24 protein-coding genes and 1 pseudogene are annotated in these 16,168 nt (G+C 41.8%); 9 read left to right on the top strand and 16 right to left on the bottom strand.

The features are described 5' to 3' along the window. Positions 1 to 94 precede the first annotated feature (94 nt). The 3 genes from msrA (at position 95) to LAY57_RS04300 (ending at position 1,346) form a co-directional block, all read left to right on the top strand. Positions 95 to 688, top strand: a complete 594-nt coding sequence (gene msrA / locus LAY57_RS04310; protein WP_249065068.1) for a peptide-methionine (S)-S-oxide reductase MsrA — start codon at positions 95 to 97, stop codon at positions 686 to 688. 144 nt (positions 689 to 832) lie between these two features. Then, on the top strand, positions 833 to 1,108 hold the full coding sequence (locus tag LAY57_RS04305) for a BrnT family toxin (RefSeq protein WP_249065067.1): 276 nt from the start codon (positions 833 to 835) through the stop codon (positions 1,106 to 1,108). Next, a complete protein-coding gene (locus tag LAY57_RS04300) occupies positions 1,071 to 1,346 on the top strand; it encodes a BrnA antitoxin family protein (protein WP_249065066.1) in 276 nt (91 codons plus the stop codon). The genes LAY57_RS04305 and LAY57_RS04300 overlap by 38 nt, the downstream gene beginning before the upstream one ends. 42 nt (positions 1,347 to 1,388) lie before the next feature. On the opposite strand, the gene LAY57_RS04295 is transcribed toward LAY57_RS04300, so the two are convergent. The 5 genes from LAY57_RS04295 to LAY57_RS36395 all read right to left on the bottom strand — a co-directional run bounded on the left by LAY57_RS04295 (position 1,389) and on the right by LAY57_RS36395 (position 2,803). Then, positions 1,389 to 1,649: a ParE family toxin-like protein gene (locus LAY57_RS04295; RefSeq protein WP_249065065.1), complete on the bottom strand. Its 261-nt coding sequence runs from the start codon at positions 1,647 to 1,649 to the stop codon at positions 1,389 to 1,391. Further along, positions 1,649 to 1,849 carry a hypothetical protein gene (locus LAY57_RS04290; protein WP_249065064.1) on the bottom strand — a complete coding sequence of 67 codons (201 nt, stop codon included), beginning with the start codon at positions 1,847 to 1,849 and terminating at the stop codon, positions 1,649 to 1,651. Before LAY57_RS04290 ends, LAY57_RS04295 begins: the two co-directional genes overlap by 1 nt. Before the next feature lie 209 nt (positions 1,850 to 2,058). Then, entirely contained in the window at positions 2,059 to 2,298 is a 240-nt protein-coding gene (locus LAY57_RS04285; RefSeq protein WP_249065063.1) for a type II toxin-antitoxin system HicA family toxin, read from the bottom strand. After that, positions 2,298 to 2,516, bottom strand: coding sequence for a type II toxin-antitoxin system HicB family antitoxin (locus LAY57_RS04280; RefSeq protein ID WP_249065062.1), 219 nt, complete (start codon positions 2,514 to 2,516; stop codon positions 2,298 to 2,300). Before LAY57_RS04280 ends, LAY57_RS04285 begins: the two co-directional genes overlap by 1 nt. Positions 2,517 to 2,662: 146 nt before the next feature. After that, positions 2,663 to 2,803: an NACHT C-terminal alpha/beta 1 domain-containing protein gene (locus tag LAY57_RS36395; RefSeq protein ID WP_420839060.1), complete on the bottom strand. Its 141-nt coding sequence runs from the start codon at positions 2,801 to 2,803 to the stop codon at positions 2,663 to 2,665. 160 nt (positions 2,804 to 2,963) lie between these two features. Between LAY57_RS36395 and LAY57_RS04275 the strand changes: the two are divergent. The 4 genes and pseudogenes from LAY57_RS04275 to LAY57_RS04260 all read left to right on the top strand — a co-directional run. Further along, positions 2,964 to 3,159: pseudogene (locus LAY57_RS04275) on the top strand (transposase); the annotation flags it as partial. Between the two features lie 62 nt (positions 3,160 to 3,221). Beyond that, positions 3,222 to 3,428, top strand: a complete 207-nt coding sequence (locus LAY57_RS04270) for a hypothetical protein (protein ID WP_249065061.1) — start codon at positions 3,222 to 3,224, stop codon at positions 3,426 to 3,428. Positions 3,429 to 3,593: 165 nt separating this feature from the next. Next, entirely contained in the window at positions 3,594 to 3,791 is a 198-nt protein-coding gene (locus tag LAY57_RS04265) for a hypothetical protein (RefSeq protein WP_249065060.1), read from the top strand. Further along, entirely contained in the window at positions 3,792 to 4,328 is a 537-nt protein-coding gene (locus tag LAY57_RS04260) for a hypothetical protein (protein ID WP_249065059.1), read from the top strand. It begins immediately after the preceding gene. Between the two features lie 7 nt (positions 4,329 to 4,335). On the opposite strand, the gene LAY57_RS35715 is transcribed toward LAY57_RS04260, so the two are convergent. From LAY57_RS35715 to LAY57_RS04240, 5 genes are all read right to left on the bottom strand, one after another. Beyond that, positions 4,336 to 4,467, bottom strand: a complete 132-nt coding sequence (locus LAY57_RS35715; RefSeq protein WP_275993580.1) for a hypothetical protein — start codon at positions 4,465 to 4,467, stop codon at positions 4,336 to 4,338. Then, on the bottom strand, positions 4,464 to 4,673 hold the full coding sequence (locus LAY57_RS04255) for a hypothetical protein (RefSeq protein WP_249065058.1): 210 nt from the start codon (positions 4,671 to 4,673) through the stop codon (positions 4,464 to 4,466). The genes LAY57_RS35715 and LAY57_RS04255 overlap by 4 nt, the downstream gene beginning before the upstream one ends. 49 nt (positions 4,674 to 4,722) lie before the next feature. Further along, on the bottom strand, positions 4,723 to 5,178 hold the full coding sequence (locus LAY57_RS04250; protein WP_249065057.1) for an HNH endonuclease: 456 nt from the start codon (positions 5,176 to 5,178) through the stop codon (positions 4,723 to 4,725). Beyond that, entirely contained in the window at positions 5,175 to 5,408 is a 234-nt protein-coding gene (locus tag LAY57_RS04245; RefSeq protein WP_249065056.1) for a hypothetical protein, read from the bottom strand. The genes LAY57_RS04250 and LAY57_RS04245 overlap by 4 nt, the downstream gene beginning before the upstream one ends. Positions 5,409 to 5,481: 73 nt before the next feature. After that, positions 5,482 to 8,925 carry an NACHT domain-containing protein gene (locus LAY57_RS04240; protein WP_249065055.1) on the bottom strand — a complete coding sequence of 1,148 codons (3,444 nt, stop codon included), beginning with the start codon at positions 8,923 to 8,925 and terminating at the stop codon, positions 5,482 to 5,484. A 277-nt stretch (positions 8,926 to 9,202) separates the two neighbouring features. Between LAY57_RS04240 and LAY57_RS04235 the strand changes: the two genes are divergently transcribed. Continuing rightward, positions 9,203 to 9,451 (top strand): hypothetical protein, encoded by a 249-nt coding sequence (locus LAY57_RS04235; RefSeq protein ID WP_249065054.1) that lies wholly within the window; start codon positions 9,203 to 9,205, stop codon positions 9,449 to 9,451. Between the two features lie 118 nt (positions 9,452 to 9,569). On the opposite strand, the gene LAY57_RS04230 is transcribed toward LAY57_RS04235, so the two are convergent. Further along, positions 9,570 to 10,457, bottom strand: a complete 888-nt coding sequence (locus LAY57_RS04230; protein ID WP_249065053.1) for a bifunctional transcriptional activator/DNA repair enzyme AdaA — start codon at positions 10,455 to 10,457, stop codon at positions 9,570 to 9,572. 142 nt (positions 10,458 to 10,599) lie between these two features. Beyond that, positions 10,600 to 11,319, bottom strand: a complete 720-nt coding sequence (locus LAY57_RS04225) for a helix-turn-helix transcriptional regulator (RefSeq protein WP_249065052.1) — start codon at positions 11,317 to 11,319, stop codon at positions 10,600 to 10,602. Between the two features lie 112 nt (positions 11,320 to 11,431). Here LAY57_RS04225 and LAY57_RS04220 point away from each other — a divergent pair, with 112 nt between their 5' ends. Next, positions 11,432 to 11,851 carry a DUF6220 domain-containing protein gene (locus LAY57_RS04220; protein ID WP_249065051.1) on the top strand — a complete coding sequence of 140 codons (420 nt, stop codon included), beginning with the start codon at positions 11,432 to 11,434 and terminating at the stop codon, positions 11,849 to 11,851. A 466-nt stretch (positions 11,852 to 12,317) separates the two neighbouring features. On the opposite strand, the gene LAY57_RS04215 is transcribed toward LAY57_RS04220, so the two are convergent. The 4 genes from LAY57_RS04215 to LAY57_RS04200 form a co-directional block, all read right to left on the bottom strand. Then, complete coding sequence (locus tag LAY57_RS04215) at positions 12,318 to 13,292, bottom strand: FTR1 family iron permease (RefSeq protein ID WP_249065050.1); 975 nt, start codon at positions 13,290 to 13,292, stop codon at positions 12,318 to 12,320. A 49-nt stretch (positions 13,293 to 13,341) separates the two neighbouring features. Then, a complete protein-coding gene (locus LAY57_RS04210; protein WP_249065049.1) occupies positions 13,342 to 13,776 on the bottom strand; it encodes a ferritin-like domain-containing protein in 435 nt (144 codons plus the stop codon). 34 nt (positions 13,777 to 13,810) lie between these two features. Continuing rightward, positions 13,811 to 14,611, bottom strand: coding sequence for an EAL domain-containing protein (locus LAY57_RS04205; RefSeq protein ID WP_249065048.1), 801 nt, complete (start codon positions 14,609 to 14,611; stop codon positions 13,811 to 13,813). 123 nt (positions 14,612 to 14,734) lie between these two features. Beyond that, positions 14,735 to 15,754 carry a ComEA family DNA-binding protein gene (locus LAY57_RS04200; protein ID WP_249065047.1) on the bottom strand — a complete coding sequence of 340 codons (1,020 nt, stop codon included), beginning with the start codon at positions 15,752 to 15,754 and terminating at the stop codon, positions 14,735 to 14,737. Positions 15,755 to 16,168: the final 414 nt, after the last annotated feature.

The raw sequence follows: 16,168 nt of genomic DNA, 5'->3' as shown, positions 1-16,168 counted from the left end.
CAACGCTATGCTAAGAAGAAGTTTTACTAACAAACGCCACCTAGTACAGGGCTTGTCAATCATTTCGTTGGCCGCTGTTACACTCTTGTACGGTGTGTCCCGTGCGACACTTCCCGATCGGGCCACCGATATCCCGACTTCTACGGTCAAGGGAACACAGACTGCTGTTTTCGCTGGAGGATGCTTCTGGGGAATGGAAGCAGTTTTTGAGCATCTCAAAGGCGTCTCTGATGTCGTCTCAGGCTTTTCCGGTGGTAGTGAGGCTACCGCGCACTACGGGATGGTCAGTTCCGGAGGGACTGAACACGCTGAGTCTGTGAAAATCACCTACGATCCGTCGCAGATATCCTACGATCGGCTTCTCTCGATCTATTTTTTGGTGGCGCACGACCCCACGCAGTTGAACGAACAGGGGCCTGACAGAGGCCCGCAATATCGATCGGCGATATTTTTTGCCAACGAGGAACAAAAGCGGGTCGCCCAAGCTTATATCGATCGACTCAACAAAGCGCACACCTTCCCAAAGCCTATAGTCACCCAAATAGTTCCCTTGAACGGTTTTTATGCAGCTGAGGAATACCATCAGAACTTTATCGATCGCAATCCGAATTATCCCTACGTGGTGGTGAATGATTTGCCGAAGCTCAATCAACTCCGAACACAGTTCCCCGACATATACAAGAACTAAACGGTTCCCGCTGTTAGGCGGTACAATAAATAACAGCGGGAACCGCTGTTATTTAGAGAGTAGGAGATAGATTGGGAACAGAAACAGGGGAAATCTGATAAGTTGGGGTTGGGATGTCACTATGCTAGAATTAAACATCAATGTATGGAATTTGAATGGGATGAGGCGAAACGTCTTGCCAACCTCCGCAAACATGGAATTGATTTTATTGATGTTCCCATTGTTTTTGAGGGAGACATCGTAACGGTTGAAGATGAACGATTCAATTATGGGGCTCTGAGGTTTGTGACCTTTGGTTTATTGCAAGGGCGAGTTGTCGCGATTGTCCATACAGAACGAGAGGAATGTATCCGCATTATTTCTGCTAGAAAGGCAACTAAATATGAACAACAAATTTACTTCGAGCAACTCTCAAACTGACTGGGAACGCCTAGATGCGATGACTGATGAAGAGATTGATTTTTCTGATTGTCCAGAAATTACGCCAGAAATGTTGGCGAAAGCAGTAGTTCGGCGAGGCTTGCCTAATTCTAAGGCTAAAACTGAAGTAACTTTACCGATTGATAGTGATGTTTTAGAGTGGTTTAAATCTCAAGGTCAAGGTTATCAAAGCCAGATTAATAGCTTACTGCGATCTTACATGGAAACTCATCAATAGCGAAACAGATGAAATTACAAAATTTTAAGTTGTGATGTCAGGCTATAATTTGCTAATCAATTGGTCATACTCAGCGTGAGTCCCAATCCAGAACCAAGAAATGCCGTTCTCTACTTCAACACCCAAAGCACGGTAATTTAACCCTGCTCGGACTGACCAATACTTTTTGCCCAGTTTCTTGAAATGTAGGGACGGATGGGACGGATCGATCTTGAGTAACTTGTAGCACTCATCAGCCGTTTGTTGCACATTTTCAGGTAAAGCGTTGTAGCATTGCCAAAATCGTCGAGTGGTGTAGTGCATCAGATTTCTCGGCAATGTCCAGTTTCAAACTCTGCGATCGCCTCTTGAGCTAATGCCTCTAATTTACCATCGGCAATATCCTGCTCTAGCTGTTCGTCCCAGCGTTCATAATCCAAGTCAAAAAACCATCGTTTTAGCTGCTCAAACTCATTGGATGGAAGTGAGAGAATTGCGGCTTCAATTTGTTCTAGGTTTGACATATAAAGTTTTACCTCTCTACTGTTGATGAAATTATAGCTTGGCTGAAAAGGCTAATTGTAAACCAGATAACCCAAAATCGGTGGATTCAGAAACTAATATTCTCAAGTCTCCTCTAACCAGGTTTCTTAAAGGTTTCTCAAGTCTCGTCTAAGCAGGTTTGAATGGCAGATGGCAGGTTGGGTTGATACGGGGGAAAGCGAATATATTCCTACACTTGTTCGTAAGCAGCAATAAAATCATCTCGTGAGATACCAGATTGAGTACAGATACTTCTGAGGGTAGAACCTTTAATCAGTTTATGATTTGGCAAAGTTAAAGGAGTAGTTGTGCTATCAGGATTTTGTCTAATCATAGAAATATGTTCTTTTTCTCTGACTATTGAAAATCCAAAACTCTCAAGCACCTTAATTACCTTTGATTTGGGGGCATCAACAGGAAACTTTGCCATTATATGCTTGCCTCTGCTACAAAAGCTTCGAGTATTGAGGATTCAGCTTCTAGTACCGATTCTCCAAAAGTTTCAATATGAAATAAAATAGCCGATCGCACATCATTTAGAGCTTCTTCATAGGTATCACCTTCACCAACTACAACCCCCTGAATACCTAAAGGATAGGCAACATAACCATCAGGGTGCTTTTCTACAATAATTTTGATATTTTTCATAGTTACTTCTCCCAAAAAACAACGGAGTAGGATCGAATTGAATTAGGGTTAAGGTTGGCCAATATTCTACTTTGATTATAGCATCACTGGGACTTTGGGGGTCAGAAACCCGGTTTCTTGGAGAAACCGGGTTTCTAAAAGCCTTCTCAAGTCTCCTCTAACCAAGTTTGAATGGCAGATGACAGGTTGGGTTGATGAGGGGGAAAGCCTTTTAATGGGGGGTCTAGGGGTTCGTCCGTTAGCCATGCTATAGCTAGGGTGTCGGTGAGTTTGCCGCAAAAGCCGATCGCTTCTGGGGTAGGTGTTTCGCATTTTGTTAGTAGGATGGCGAGTTTGGGCTGGTTGAGGGTTGGGATGTCACTATGCTAGGATTAAACTGTGCTTTATATCAGCATCGAAAATAGGTATCAATCATGTCAACAGTTTATCGTTTAAAAGATGCCTCACATTATTTTAGAGTTCTTGCCAGCTTACAGTCCTGATTATAATTTAATTGAACTGGTGTGGCAATATAGCTCATCGGCTATTTGAATCAGTAGAACAATTAGAAGAATTGCTACATAAATTATTAAATGAAGGAGAACTTGTGATTAAATGGGAGCGGAAAATCAAAAATAAAGGTAATGCTGTTTGTCCGGTTTAGCTGCGTAGCAGCTTATCATTACAGTGAATAATAGATGAAATTACACTGAGGCTTTGTTAGTGATGAAATTTAATGATGTAGTTGAGGTAATCAAAGGTCTTTCTACGGATGAAAAAGAGGAAATTCAACTGTTGTTGAACCAATACATCCTTGAAGAACGTCGTGATGAGATATATGAGAATTTCAAGTTAGCGCAGGTGGAACAACAACAAGGTGAACTGAAGTTTTCTTCTAATATTAATGAACTGAGACAACTGATTGAGGAATAAAAACTATGGCAAACATTATCATTCAAGTTGATGAAGAGATTAAAACAGCGTTTGAAGAGGCTAATCCTAAAATATTGAATTGGCAGAAAAGCAGGGAATACTTTTATATAACGCATTTATGTACCATATATGCTAAATTTTAAATAATTGGGGTTCTATGTATTGATGGGTAGAAAACGCGATATTAAACAGGTTGATGCGATCGCTAGGGAGTTTAAGATGGGAGGCGAATTAAGGATTGGTTTTGGTTTATTCCTTGAAGAAGAAAAGAAAAATGGTTATGGTGGAACTTTAAACCGTAGAGGCGATTTTACTTATGAAGAACTCCGCCAGAAAGCAAAAGAATTTTTAGAGGATCTTTAAATGGCTATTCAAACATCTATTGCTAATCAGAAGCCAGATATCGAGCAAATTATTTCAGTCATTACTAAACCGATGATCGGAGAAATTTGTCATCAGGTTATATTTAGTTATGGGGATGAACTACGGCTAGATTTCGGTGAGATGTCTGCCTATACTCACCCAAAATTAGCACATCTACGCAAAGGTAGTTGGCAATTTGGCACAAGGGCAACACCTTGGGTTTTCAAGCAAGGAGAGCAAGTTTTAACTTCTTCTTTGCCAGTAGAAATAGATGTAGAAATAGATGAGACAGAAATAGATGCTGTCAAAAAAGTTTTGCAGCAATTGGAAAATAAAGAATTGATTGATTTTGTGATTTATGCTCATAATATTAGTCTCACTCTAGTTTTTGAGGGTGATTACCAACTAATTTTACAGCCAGATTTCCAAGATGATTCTGGACTTCCCTATTGGGAATTGTTCATGCCAACTGAGCAAGTTTTGACGGTTGGGACTGGACTTTTTTGGGAATGCAAATCAATTCATGAACGTTATTGATATTAAATTAATTACTGACTTCAGTTAAGTTTTTGGCTTGCTCAACCTGTTCAATAACTTCCTGAATCTTTAGTAACAGGTTGCCATCAAGGATTTTAAGTAAATCTTTTTCAAAACTCTTTCTAAATTCAATTTTCATGGTTGTCTATTGAGTATTTTGAATATTTCCTCGCGGCTGACTATTTCAGTATTTTCGCCTTCTTTAATTGCATTTTCCATGCCGATATCTTCAAGGACTTCTGCTAAAAGTTCGGAAAACACTTCTTTTTCTTCTTGCACTAACTCAAAAATAGCTGTTTTAATCAATTCTTTGAGTTTAGTTTCGTCTAGGGTAATTTTAGTCATGGCTTTTTTTTAGTTTGCTGATATTTGATTTATTATTAGGTTAAAAAGCTTATTGTCTTTCTCTGGGATCGTCTGGTGATGGATGACAGCCAGCTTTAATCCATAAAGCGCGTGCTTCCTGAATCGATCGCTCTCCTTGATATCGTTCGTCGTTTATGTCAAGGCGATCGCAAGTAGCACGACCAATTGGTGTAACTACGAGAATTTTTATCCCATCTCTCGTCCATATAAAATGCTCTTGCCATTGCTGACTTCGAGGGTTAAATAGGTCTACTTCTAATTGAGTTTCTAGATCGTTCCCGGCTATAAAATTGTAACGGCGCTGATTGCAACGGCTACAAGCAAGGGCTAAATTATTCACTTCATCCGTACCATCTAAAGAACGGGGTTTAATATGATCGATGGTAAAACGAGAGGTACTGATTTCTTCTGGAGAATGACAATATTCGCAAAGATATTTAGCCCGTTGTCTGACATATTTGCGGGTTGCTTCGGTAATGGTCATTTTTGAGCAATCAGGAGGGAGTTTAGGTAAGTAAAAAGGCGATCGAGTTCGTTGATGGCGTTGAGTTCGTCTTGTTCTTCAGCAGTTAGAGAATTGACTTTATTTTTTTCTAGCAAGGTTTCTAGGTGTAATTGAAGTGGATCGGTAAATTTGAACAGAGATCTATTGTTGACTGTTTCGACTTTAATTCCAGTTTCTATGAGGGAGGGAGGTTGAATGACAACTTGCATGATTTTGACCTTAATGAAAGGTGAACACTCCTATTTATTTTAATTGATTTTGACCTTTTATACACCCGGTTTCTCAAGTCTCCTCTAACCAGGTTTGAATCGCAGATAACAGGTTAGATTGATGAGGGGGAAAGCCTTTTAACGGCGCTTCTAGGGGTTCGTCCGTTAACCAAGCAATATCAACAGTGTCGGTGAGTTTGTGGCAAAAGGCAATTAATTCTGGGGTGGGTGTTTCGCATTCTGTCAGTAAAATAGCGAGTTTGGATAGGTTGAGGGTGAGTTTGAGTTCATCTAGTTCATAGCATAGATCGGCGGGTGTGGTGGGTTGGGGATAGCGTTGATTGGGAAGGGCTTGTTTCCAGATCAGTCTGCACAGAGTTTTGGCGATTTCGCTTTCTCTGGTTTCGGTGGCTAGGATGTGGGCTTTGAGGCAAAAAATGGGCAGATTTTGCAGTTGCCCGAAAAGGTCTATCTGTTGAGTTTCTAGGCTGGCAATGGTTGAGTTATGCCCCACTGGGGTGTGTTCTGCGACTTCTGGATGGGGGGTTGTGGGGGGATGATGCCATGCTTGATAAAATTCGGGATAGGGCAGGTTGGCGGCACAATCCCAAAGGACTTTGTAGCATTGATTGAATCGGTCAAAGTTGTTTTGGTAAACTTCATCGCTGAGGCAGTCTTTTAAGGCTAAGACGACACCTGCATATTGTTCGGATGTGGTTAATATTTCTTTCAAACTCTCCGCAGCTTCCTTCCGACTATATTTATCTTCAGTAGTTTTTAGTACCTGAACTAATTCCACATCCTCCTGATTATTTGCCAGAGTAAGTTTTTCTAAACTCTCTGTAGAAACGCCATCATTATCTTCATTCTCCGTATTTTTTATCACGCCAAATAATGCTTGAATTACCTGATAGTGTTCGGGTAAAATTTTCTTTGCAACTTCAAATACTGTATCTAGTACGTTAGCATCATTTCTCAGTTGTTCTAATGCAGAAATAAGCTGATTATTTCCTAGTGCTACTTGCATTAAACTGCTGGTTACTTCACGCCAAGTGTGAAAATCAGGGTTGGTTAACTGTGACAATAAGGTAGAAATAGTCTGGTCATTAACTGATTCAGCTTCCTCCAAAATTAAGGATACTAATGTGTTAGAGTCTAAGCTAGATAAAAGTTTCTTTGAGAAAAGTATGACTTGGTTATTTGACGGAGCAATTTCTCTTAAAGCGTCAGATGCTAGCCACTGGAGACGAACGTCAATATCGGAACGATCTAACATTTGCTCTAATACAGCAATCGCGCTTTTTTTATCTATCTCTGCTAGTAATACATTTCTTGAGGCAGAAAAGATCGGCGATAAATATTTTTCACGATCTTTTTTCTGTTCATTAAAAGAACCAAAAGAATATTGAACAATTTTGTCTATGATTTCTTTAAATAAAGTACATTGTTTAAAGTCTGCAACTACTGTTGCTACTATAAAATAAGTTCTATATTCATAAAATCCTTTATCTACTTTGTCAAAATTCCACTCTCCACATCCATCTTCAAACTCAACTAATGTCTGAATAAACTTCTCTTTCTCCTCATCCGCAACATCCCCACGCCCCAACCACAACAAAATCACTTGCTTCCACTGCACTTCAAAAATCCGATATTTCTTCCCCTCAACCAGAAAATTAACATGATTCCGAGGTAAAAAATAATCCCAATCATCCACTGCCAACGCTGCAAAATACTCCTGAAAAGTAGCATGATAAAACGCATAAACCGGATCTTCCGGTTCATCCGCATCCACCCCCACCTCATTCAACCAACCCAACCTTAACGCCGTGTCTAACAGAGAATTATTATCCGGTTTTCCCAAATATTTACACGCAAACCGATGGGTTAACCGAAACCGAGTTACCTCCCTTTCTAGGGATGCTTTCGCCAACTCTCCTAAACCTGAATTTAAACGTTGCCTTTCCTCATCTGTCACCGGAAACTCTTTTTTCTTCCACTCATAAATATAGTCCACAAACTTCTGATATAACTTAGCAGTGGTATCCGGTAAATCTCCCTTTCTCCCTTGCCAAATCGAGCATAATAACGTTAAACGGAGGGGATTGCGGCATAAATCCTGAATCCGTTCCTTACCTGTAGTTTGCAGTGCTGACCACAAGGATTCAGCTAACCTCACATCCTGTCCTTCCCCTGACAAAACCCGAAACCACTTTTGGATAAACTGCTGCATTTGTTCATCCTGAAACGGTTGGGTGAGATAGGTTTGAAACCCCTGTAACTGCACGGGGTTTGCTTGCCACAGATTCAACCGACAGGAGATAATTAACTGAGCTTGTGTCACCCAACCTTGGAACGATAAGGCATTCCTAGCTGTATCCCCCATCTCATCCAAACCATCCAACAGTAACCAAACTTTACCATCCTTAAATTTCTGCTCCCAGTCTGCCTTAATTTCCTCTCTAGCAGACCTCAAAGCATCTTTGAGCCAAATTTTTTGTAAATAGTCCCCCAAGCGTTTCTCGCCTAAATCTCGCAGGGGTATCCAAATTACCAAATCATCGGTTTCTTGTAATAACCAAAACGCCAATTTCTGTAATAAAGTGGTTTTTCCCGCTCCGGGTTCCCCAATAATGGCAATATTTTTCTGAGTGGGTTTGCTAATCACTTCCTTGAGAAACTCCGGGTAGGCAAACCGTTTCTCTACTGCTTCTTCTTGTCGGGTGTAATATTCGGAACCGCGATGAGGTTCGATATCCTGTTTGTGTGCTTTATTGCGGTCTTTTTTCGGTTGCACCAGTGCCAAATCAACAAATAACTCTTCTTCAATTAAATTACGATTACAATAAGCGCGACGTAAGACACTATTACTGCTTAACTGAGTCTGACTTTTCAACATCCGACGACAGACATCTTGCCACTCATCAATCACATATTCTACCGGAAAACCCGCAATCTCTCGACCAATGAGGCGTTTTTTGATTTGGTCGTAGTCGCTTTGGGAACTCTCGACAATGATAATAATACTGCCTTCTTCTACGGTAATCGAGAGGGTGTCATCGTTGAGGAGTGTTTGCAGATGTTGGGTAATTTCGGTGATTTTCTGTTGTGCTTGTTGATAGTTTCCCTTGAGTCCTAATACGCAACGCTTGAGGATTTCTGTGGGTTTATCCGTTTCCGGTTGTTTTTGTTTCCACTCTGGAAACTTTACCTCCCATAGCCACTTATACGCCAGTTCCCAAGGACTTTCACCTTTTTTATATCTCCCTTGCTTGGTTTCTGGAATGTCACAGCCATTTTCTCGCAAAGCAGGATAAATTTTCTTTAACTCATCTTGGATCTTCTGTTCTTTATTTAAAAGGTCGTCTTTTGTCCAAGTCAGGCGCAGTTGGTTATTTTGTTTATCCGCATTCTCTTGGGCGAAGCGACCCAAAAAAGCCGTCCGCGTATCTCCATAAAACTTGTACTGGGTTGCCAAGTCTTCTAAAAACTGCCGTTGATACTTTGGATCGCTCATCTAGCCCACAATCGCTCAACTATATTTTATTTTACGACATTTACCAGGAAACGAGATTATTTTTTTTATCTTCATTAATAATTTTTAAGCGATGCGTCAGTCCTGTAATTTGACGGATTTTTCCAGAAACAATTGGACTGCTGAAGCCTCCAGCGTCAAATAGAATTTTTCTATTTGATTTCTATTTATTACTAATTTTATCTCTATTTCTTCTCTCCTACGGTGAAATTAACAAGCAAAAAAGCTTGATTCCATCAATACTTCTGGAGAGACAAATATGGATATTTTACCTGAAAATAAACTTGGGTTTGGGATCGACCAAGCGCCTATCAATAAAATCAAACAACGGGAAGCCTTAGAAAATGCCTATGACAATTTTGTTCAACCTTATGTTAATCAGTTGATTGAAGTTAACGCACAGTTTTTACCCATTCCCGTTGCATTTCCTGGTTTTTGCTGTGCATCGGGATGGTTACTGCTGACAATGTTATATTGTGTTTGGATGCGATCGCCTCGAAAAAACTAACCTGGAAAACTGCTACCAACGGTTAATTTAACGATCGCGCAACACCCATACGTCCTTCCTCTAAATGTGTGGTTTCCTACAGCCATCAGGCTATTGAGCATGAAAATGCGTTGCCACATCAGACTTGATTGAAAGATTCGCCCCCTGAAGTACGACTGGCTTCCCAACCCAAAATGGCTGCCTTACGTTCCTTGCCCCAGTGATAGCCGCCGAGTTCCCCAGATTCCCTAATCACACGATGACAGGGAATGAGATAGGCTAGAGGGTTATTACCCACAGCATTGCCCACGGCTCTAGCAGCAGTTGGACGACCAATTAGTGAGGCGATATTCTGATAAGTTGCGATGCCTGCAAATGGTACTCTCAAAAGTGCCCGCCAAACTTGAATCTGAAAATTGGTGCCCTTGACCAAAAGCGTTAATGGTTTCTTATCAATAAAGCCATCTGGATTGAAAATCAGATCGTGCAGAGGTTGAGTGGCTTGTGGATCGTAGATAATTTCAGCACTTCCCCATGACTGACGAAGCATTTGCTCGGCAGTCTGCTGATCTGATGAATCTAAGAAATACAGATTACAAATACCACGAGATGTTGTGGCAAGTAGGTATTTGTCAAATGGGCTATCATGAATCCCATAACGAATTTGTTTCCCTGCTCCTCCTGTCTTGAACTCACCAGGAGACATTGCTTCTATGTTCACAAATAAATCGTGTAATCGTCCTGGACTTGAGAGTCCCACATCTAGGGTCAGGTCTAAAAGGCTTTTAGTCTGGGTGATTTTTGATTTGGCATATTCAACAGTGAGATATTGCAAAAAACGCTTGGGACTGATGCCTGCCCATTGGCTAAATAGCCGTTGAAAATGATACTCACTAAGACCGATGTGCTGTGCCACAGTTGCCAAATCGGGTTGGGTCAGATGATGTTTCCGCATGAATGCGATCGCACCTGCAATTCGGCTGTAGTCTTTGCTGTTATAGACACTCACACTCTTCATTGAAGTCATATAGGCTGAGTCAAGAGAGTTTTTCTATTCCCTGATTTTACTGATGGTGTAAGCCCAAAACCACCCGTTTCTTGCGGTGTATAAATTGAGTCTATGAATTTGTGGGTTGGGGATGCAAATTTTTCGATAAATCGAACGCAAATCAGCCAGGTTTGCTGCTAGCTGAGAAAAGTTTTGTATTGGCAGAAAGTTGAGTAACCATCTGGGTACGAGAGGAAACCTCAAGCTTACGAAACATTCTCTTTAAAGCTTGCTTCACCGAGTTTTCAGTAATCCAAAGTTCAACACCAATTTCTGCGTTTGTTCGCCCTTGCGCTACGAGTGAAGCAATTTGCAGTTCGCGGGATGTGAGGCGATTTGTCTTGAACATTTGCTGTGACGATCGCACTGTTGCCACCCAAGTCGAGAGGTGAAGACAAAGGGCACTCAAATCCATCAAATTTTGCGGATCGAAAGAGGGCATTCCTTGCACGCGAGTAAAGCCAACTGCACCAACTAATTGTCCTTGGTTTACGATCGGGCCAGCCATGACGTGCCAGTGGTCGGCACGCGGACAAATCAATTGCCATGCTTTCGGCGATCCGACCAAAGCTTCGTGAGCAGGGGCGTGTCGTTCCACCAGGTAGCGCAAAATCGGGTTGTATTCGGTGGATAACGCCAGTTGCACGAGGTTTTGAAGATTGCGATCGCGCCAGCGTTGCGGAGCCTGATCGGGTATTGTGCTGTAAGGCGCGTCGAAGAAAAATAATCCCGATCGTTTGGCGGCGAAATACTCGCGCACTTCTGCGTAAATGTGCGATCGCAACTCCTGTTCGTCTTTGGCTTGAGTGACGGTTTGAAATAAAGATTGCAAGTTAGCCATAACACAGCAAAGTGTACCCGATCGAGGTCTAGGCGGAGTTAGGTAGCACATTCTACCTTAGCTTTAGTAGAGGTAAATCCTCTACCAATCCAGCTTAAAGGATATTTTTAGCATGACTGCAAGTTCTAGTTCTGATGGCGTACAGGCATCAGAACGCCAGAGTCAAATGTTTTTTTACATCGTAGCAGTACTGTTCAACCTCTGCTCGATCGCTCAAGTACTGACAGTCGGACTGGCACACTTTTACAACCCTGAGTGGTGGAACACCCATGTTTGGCTGGTACGAGGATACAGTGGGCTATCACTCATTCTGCTGGTATGGGTATACTGGGTTCCATTTTCGCGCCGAGTTCGTAGCCTTACGGTAAGTCTGCCAGTACTACTAGGGCTGCAATTCCTGACAATTCACCTGAAATTTCCCCTGCCTTTGGGAATACTTCACCCGCTAATTGGATTCGCCTTGTTTTCTGCTTCTACAAGTTTAGTTCATCGAGTGTGGCGCACTATTTCCCCCAGCCTTGATGAAGAATAAGCGCAAATTGAATATATAGCTAGGGGCTAGGGGCTAGGGGCTAGGGGCTAGGGGCTAGGGAAGAGGGGAAAGGTTAAGCTGCTACGCATTTAATTTGTATGTTTAGCGGGAGTGGGAGAGTGGGGGAGTGGGGGAGTGGGAGAGGAATTGAAGGTTTGATTGCCGGATTAGAAATATCCGAATTAGATGCGTGTTAGCTTACTACTCCGTAAGGGATTTGGAAAAGAAGCAAGAGTTGGAGTTGCCCTAGCCCTCGCCAGCTTGTCAATAAGTCCCGTCTTTTATCAATATGCTAGTTTTAAATTGTATTGGACATCTCCAAAAATTAAAGGTGCGTTAGCTGAAACCCTTGTAGAGAGCGTTGATAGAAACGTCTCTACAATCTTTTTTGGAGAGGTCTATTAGACGGGGCTTATTGACAAAAATGAGAGATTAAGAGCGCCAGAAAAGTCGATTATCTTTATGGCTATCGAGAACTGACTGATTTGTCACCAGTTGTGGAACTGCTTTTACCATTTTTCGCAGGCAAAGGATTTCGACTGTTTAAGCTGCGGAAGTAAAGACCGCCGATGGTAAATAAAAACACTAGATAACCCACTGCTTGCACGATATACAGCTTATCGGCGTAGCCGAACAGGGTATGCAGAATAATGCCGGGAAACTTATTTTGTGGCAGGACTTGGGTAGTATTCCAAACCATCGGCCCCAAAATGCAGGAGGAGTTTTTGGTAAACCTTTCATAGTAAAAACAAAGAGATTCTGACTCGCGATTCATCTGGGAGAGAGTTTTAACAGCAGTGTCAAAATCTGTCATTGTCGAAATAACCAAACCAGCTACAATTAGGAGCAAAAAAACTCCCATTATCTGGAAAAATCGGCGGATGTCGATCTTGACTCCCCATTTAAATAGAAGTACGCCAATCCCAGCTGCCATTGTTATACCGCCTAATGCGCCCAACGCGGGAATTAATCCTTGTTGAAATTTGGCTACTATGAACAGAACGGTTTCAAAGCCTTCGCGCAAAACCGCGATTAAAATGAGGCTAAAAACGCCCCAACCGGCTGCCGCATCGTCTTTGAGAGCAGCGGTTACGGCTCCTTCGACTTGACCTTTCAGGCTACGTGCTTGCTGGGTCATCCAGATTAGCATCCAGCTGAGCATTGCGATCGCCGCCACGCCAAAAACAGCCTCTAGCAGCGGCTCTATTACAGGCGCATACTGGGTATTCGATGTGCCTAGCCATTGAATTATCCAGCTAAATAGCACACCCACCATAGCACTGGCTATAATTCCAACCCCGATCCCGGCATAAACCCACGGGTTGAGTTTGCTTTGCTTGGCTTTTTTGAGCAAAGCTAGCACAATTCCCACAACTAAAGCCGCTTCAACCCCTTCTCGCAGGGTAATGATAAACGTAGGTAAAGCAGAACTAAAATCCATAGTAACTCAAAAGTCAAAAGTCAAAAGATCGCTAATATCTGAATAAACATTAGCTAAAATCGCGTAACATCTTTTTGATTTCGATGTTGTGCATTTCTTCTGTACCAATCATGGTACGGGTAAATTCTTCCAGATAAATGCTGGCATCTTCAACTGTCTCTAGTAAGGCTTTATAAAGATCGAGCGCCTTTTTTTCGTGGGATAAACTTTCTTCCAAAATATCTCGCACTGTGTGTTTGTAGGTTTCTTCCATAGGAGCGATCCGCAGGGTAGGATGTCCCTCTAAACCAGTGAGAATTTCTCCGGCTTGCTGGGCATGGGTTAATGATTCATTTGCCTGCAATTTGAAAAACTCCACAATTGGAATTCGGTTGGGGCCAGTGACCATCAAGGAGTAGTGGGTATAACGCACGACGCCTGCCAGTTCAAATTCCATGATGGTATTTAGCAGGTCTACAGTCTTTTTGTGGTCAAGTTCTCTCACGATTTTTCATCCTTATAAAGTGATGAGTTAACAATTAGAAAATGGAATTTTCATCCATCAAGTTTGGGCTTTCATTCCCTTGAGCTAGTATAAACCGATCTCGGAACAAAAACCCCTGTACATAGTCTACACCTAATTCGCCAGCTAATTTCAATTGTTCTTCTGTTTCAACTCCTTCAAATATACACAGATTGCCTTTGGATTTGGCAAAGGCAATCAAACCTTGGAGGATAATTTTGTATGACTCACTATAATATATTAGTTCAAACCACCTCCTGTCAAATTTAAGGTAATTGGCATATTCCAGCAATTCAAAAGAAAATAAGTTATTTATCCCTCCGATGTCATCTAAAGCAACTTTTATCCCACATTTTCCTAATAATTGCATGAATTTTTTAATATTATAAAGATTGCTGACGCTGGTATTTTCAATAATTTCGACTACGAGGTTTACTTGGTTGGAAAAGGTAGATAACCAATATTCTAACTGATAATCTTCTTCGCAAACATGGGGATCTAAGTTTAAAAATAGATTAAAATTTGCTGGTCTATGGCAGATTTGAAAGTTTTTTATTCGAGATTCTAGTTTAAAAAATAGCATTTTGTCTTGATGTAGGGAACCAAACACTAAGTCTGGTGGAATGTATTCGCCATTTATTTTAAATCTGGCCAATGCTTCATAAGCATGAATGATATTATTTGTTGGACAAACTATTGGCTGATATTCACAAAAAAATAAATTTTGCTCTAAAATTTGAAAAATATTTGCTTTCATCAAATCTTCTTTAAGGTAAATATTATCTATTTTAGAGTTTCCAGACTCGGTTAAGCTCATGATAAAAAAGTATAGTCCCAGCTATTCAAGGTTATTTGCGATCGGGCCAAAAAAAGTGTCAGTAGGAAGCTAGAAGCCAAAACTCAAACGCTCCCTGCTAACATTGGCAACACAAACGTGATGTTATTTTCCTACCTTTTGGGTATTTTGCTCAATTGTCTTAATCAGCTGTGACACTTCCTCTGGGGTCAGCACTGGGGCAGCTGGGGCGGTGGCGGTGGGCCAAGCTTTGCTCAGCTGAGCCATAGTGGTTTCGATCGCTTTGTGAGCTTCTGGATTTTCCTTAGCTACGCTAGAGGCGATCGTCTTATAAAGGGTATTGGCGTAGTTGACAAAGCCGCGTGAGTCTTGATACTCAATTGCAGCTGCCACTTTGCCATTTGCGATCGCAGCTCCATATTCGGAGTTAGCGGTATCCAGCAACCCATTAATCACCTTCAATACAAATTGAGGAGACTGACGTTGAGTGTCTGGTAGGGATGCGATCGCTCCATCCACCGCCTGCATGGAATTGGCAAACTCCGTACCCACCTTGGCATCCTTCGGCTTAGATTTTACCAAATCTTGCAGACCAGCTAAAGTCGTCTTGAACTCTTTGACTTTGCGTTCGTTAAGCTGATCTTCCACATCGACATAAATCTCTTCTACCGGATGACCGATGTGAGGTTCAGCCTGCTTTGGCTGTTGCAAATCCAGCAGTTCCTTAGCTACCAGAAGATGTCCCTTCATCAAGCCGAGTTTGGTCATGTAGTCAACATCTTTGGCTTCACCCGTGAGTACGACATCTTCGATCGTCACCATATCTTTAATCTGGTCAAATTGCGGCTGGTCGATCACCTTTTTAGACACCAGTTCCTCGATGTTGCCGTAGGGACGACTGGATTGAATTTTGTTGGATAGGGCTGGAACACCTAATTTGGCCTCTAACTTATCTAATTCCGACAAAATTGCCGTATTAATATTGATTTTCGGCTTGCCAGTGCTTGTCATATTGTTACTTCCCATCTCCGTGGCGGCTACAGGGCTGGAAGTGGCGGCTGGGGTTGACGTACTCTCTGTATTTTGACTACCGCCACAGGAGGTGAGGGCAACTAGGCTGGCGATCGAAACGGCTAGTGACAAAGAACGAAAAGTAAACATCATGTTAATTCTAGGGGTTGGGGGTCTATAGCGCGGGGGGTTAGGGCTTGGGAGTTTGAAAATTTTTATTTTATAGCTAGTGAGAAAGATTTTCAATACAGTTAAAAATCTTTTTCACTAAACTCACCACTCAGCACTTCAGAAGCGGTGCAACCCAGCACCGCTTCTGAAGTGGGCAAATTTTATTATAATATATTGATAAAATTTATTAATAAGCTTACAATTATTTGGTAAGGACTTTCTAGATCGCCTGGGTCACCAATCTACCAGCCTGCATAGGTTTCCGGCTCTAATGGACGATCGTTACGCCGGAAAAGATTCTTGAATATTAGGGTTCTGCGGATGGAAGTAATTGATAAAATTTATAAATAAAAGCCTGAACTATAAATGCGACGCTATCGATCGCTTTATCAGAGT

The sequence above is a fragment of the Argonema antarcticum A004/B2 genome, from assembly GCF_023333585.1.
GTDB classification, from domain to species: Bacteria; Cyanobacteriota; Cyanobacteriia; order Cyanobacteriales; family Aerosakkonemataceae; genus Argonema; species Argonema antarcticum.
Note: the sequence above shows the minus strand (reverse complement) of the source record. Positions and strands in the feature narration are given on the sequence as shown.

What these genes read in the sequence shown, in the direction of transcription:
- LAY57_RS04305 (WP_249065067.1), top strand. Translation starts at nt 833, where the DNA reads ATGGAATTTGAATGGGATGAGGCGAAACGTCTTGCCAACCTCCGCAAA.
- LAY57_RS04300 (WP_249065066.1), top strand. Translation starts at nt 1,071, where the DNA reads ATGAACAACAAATTTACTTCGAGCAACTCTCAAACTGACTGGGAACGC.
- LAY57_RS04295 (WP_249065065.1), bottom strand. Translation starts at nt 1,649, where the DNA reads ATGCACTACACCACTCGACGATTTTGGCAATGCTACAACGCTTTACCT.
- LAY57_RS04290 (WP_249065064.1), bottom strand. Translation starts at nt 1,849, where the DNA reads ATGTCAAACCTAGAACAAATTGAAGCCGCAATTCTCTCACTTCCATCC.
- LAY57_RS04285 (WP_249065063.1), bottom strand. Translation starts at nt 2,298, where the DNA reads ATGGCAAAGTTTCCTGTTGATGCCCCCAAATCAAAGGTAATTAAGGTG.
- LAY57_RS04280 (WP_249065062.1), bottom strand. Translation starts at nt 2,516, where the DNA reads ATGAAAAATATCAAAATTATTGTAGAAAAGCACCCTGATGGTTATGTT.
- LAY57_RS04270 (WP_249065061.1), top strand. Translation starts at nt 3,222, where the DNA reads ATGAAATTTAATGATGTAGTTGAGGTAATCAAAGGTCTTTCTACGGAT.
- LAY57_RS04265 (WP_249065060.1), top strand. Translation starts at nt 3,594, where the DNA reads ATGGGTAGAAAACGCGATATTAAACAGGTTGATGCGATCGCTAGGGAG.
- LAY57_RS04260 (WP_249065059.1), top strand. Translation starts at nt 3,792, where the DNA reads ATGGCTATTCAAACATCTATTGCTAATCAGAAGCCAGATATCGAGCAA.
- LAY57_RS35715 (WP_275993580.1), bottom strand. Translation starts at nt 4,467, where the DNA reads ATGAAAATTGAATTTAGAAAGAGTTTTGAAAAAGATTTACTTAAAATC.
- LAY57_RS04255 (WP_249065058.1), bottom strand. Translation starts at nt 4,673, where the DNA reads ATGACTAAAATTACCCTAGACGAAACTAAACTCAAAGAATTGATTAAA.
- LAY57_RS04250 (WP_249065057.1), bottom strand. Translation starts at nt 5,178, where the DNA reads ATGACCATTACCGAAGCAACCCGCAAATATGTCAGACAACGGGCTAAA.
- LAY57_RS04245 (WP_249065056.1), bottom strand. Translation starts at nt 5,408, where the DNA reads ATGCAAGTTGTCATTCAACCTCCCTCCCTCATAGAAACTGGAATTAAA.
- LAY57_RS04240 (WP_249065055.1), bottom strand. Translation starts at nt 8,925, where the DNA reads ATGAGCGATCCAAAGTATCAACGGCAGTTTTTAGAAGACTTGGCAACC.
- LAY57_RS04235 (WP_249065054.1), top strand. Translation starts at nt 9,203, where the DNA reads ATGGATATTTTACCTGAAAATAAACTTGGGTTTGGGATCGACCAAGCG.
- LAY57_RS04230 (WP_249065053.1), bottom strand. Translation starts at nt 10,457, where the DNA reads ATGACTTCAATGAAGAGTGTGAGTGTCTATAACAGCAAAGACTACAGC.
- LAY57_RS04225 (WP_249065052.1), bottom strand. Translation starts at nt 11,319, where the DNA reads ATGGCTAACTTGCAATCTTTATTTCAAACCGTCACTCAAGCCAAAGAC.
- LAY57_RS04220 (WP_249065051.1), top strand. Translation starts at nt 11,432, where the DNA reads ATGACTGCAAGTTCTAGTTCTGATGGCGTACAGGCATCAGAACGCCAG.
- LAY57_RS04215 (WP_249065050.1), bottom strand. Translation starts at nt 13,292, where the DNA reads ATGGATTTTAGTTCTGCTTTACCTACGTTTATCATTACCCTGCGAGAA.
- LAY57_RS04205 (WP_249065048.1), bottom strand. Translation starts at nt 14,611, where the DNA reads ATGAGCTTAACCGAGTCTGGAAACTCTAAAATAGATAATATTTACCTT.
- LAY57_RS04200 (WP_249065047.1), bottom strand. Translation starts at nt 15,754, where the DNA reads ATGATGTTTACTTTTCGTTCTTTGTCACTAGCCGTTTCGATCGCCAGC.